The 547-nt window shown below is 46.8% G+C and carries 1 protein-coding gene; it reads left to right on the top strand.

Annotated elements, in window-relative coordinates:
* Positions 1–547 (top strand): FIVAR domain-containing protein (locus FC47_RS10240; protein WP_169790029.1); only part of this gene is annotated, 547 nt, incomplete at both ends.

The following is a 547-nucleotide window of genomic DNA, read 5'->3' as shown; positions in this document are numbered from 1 at the left end:
GCCGGTCAAGCTCACAGTCAGACTGACGTTACCGCTGCAGTCAAGGCGATCAAGGATGCACTGAATGGTCAGGCTACGGACCACGCTGCCTTGCAAAAAGCAGTCGATGACGCGCCAGACAACCGGAAGACTTATGAGTACATTAATGCAACCGATCAAAAAGCCTATGATGATGCGGTCGCTGCTGGTGAGAAATTGCTTGATGGTAAAGCGCACAGTCAAAGTGACGTTAATGCCGCGGTTGCTGCAATTAATAATGCTCTAAACGGTCATCCAACTGACAACACTCAGCTCAAAAAAGACGTTGAACAAGGTACTAATACCAAGCAGGATATCAAGTATCGCAATGCCGATCCAGACAAGCAAAAGGCACTGGATGACGCTATCAACCATGGTCAGGATGTTTTGAACGATCCAACTGCCGATCAAAAGACAGTTGACCAGGCTGATCAAGCCATCAAAGACGCTATGAATGACTTGAATGGTCAGCCTACTGACAAGAGCGAATTGCAAAAAGACGTCAATAAAGGCAATCAAACCAAGAACA

Source organism: Limosilactobacillus mucosae DSM 13345 (assembly GCF_001436025.1).
Taxonomy (GTDB): domain Bacteria; phylum Bacillota; class Bacilli; order Lactobacillales; family Lactobacillaceae; genus Limosilactobacillus; species Limosilactobacillus mucosae.
The sequence above is the reverse complement of the archived record's forward strand: the minus strand, read 5'-3'. Positions and strand labels throughout refer to the sequence as shown.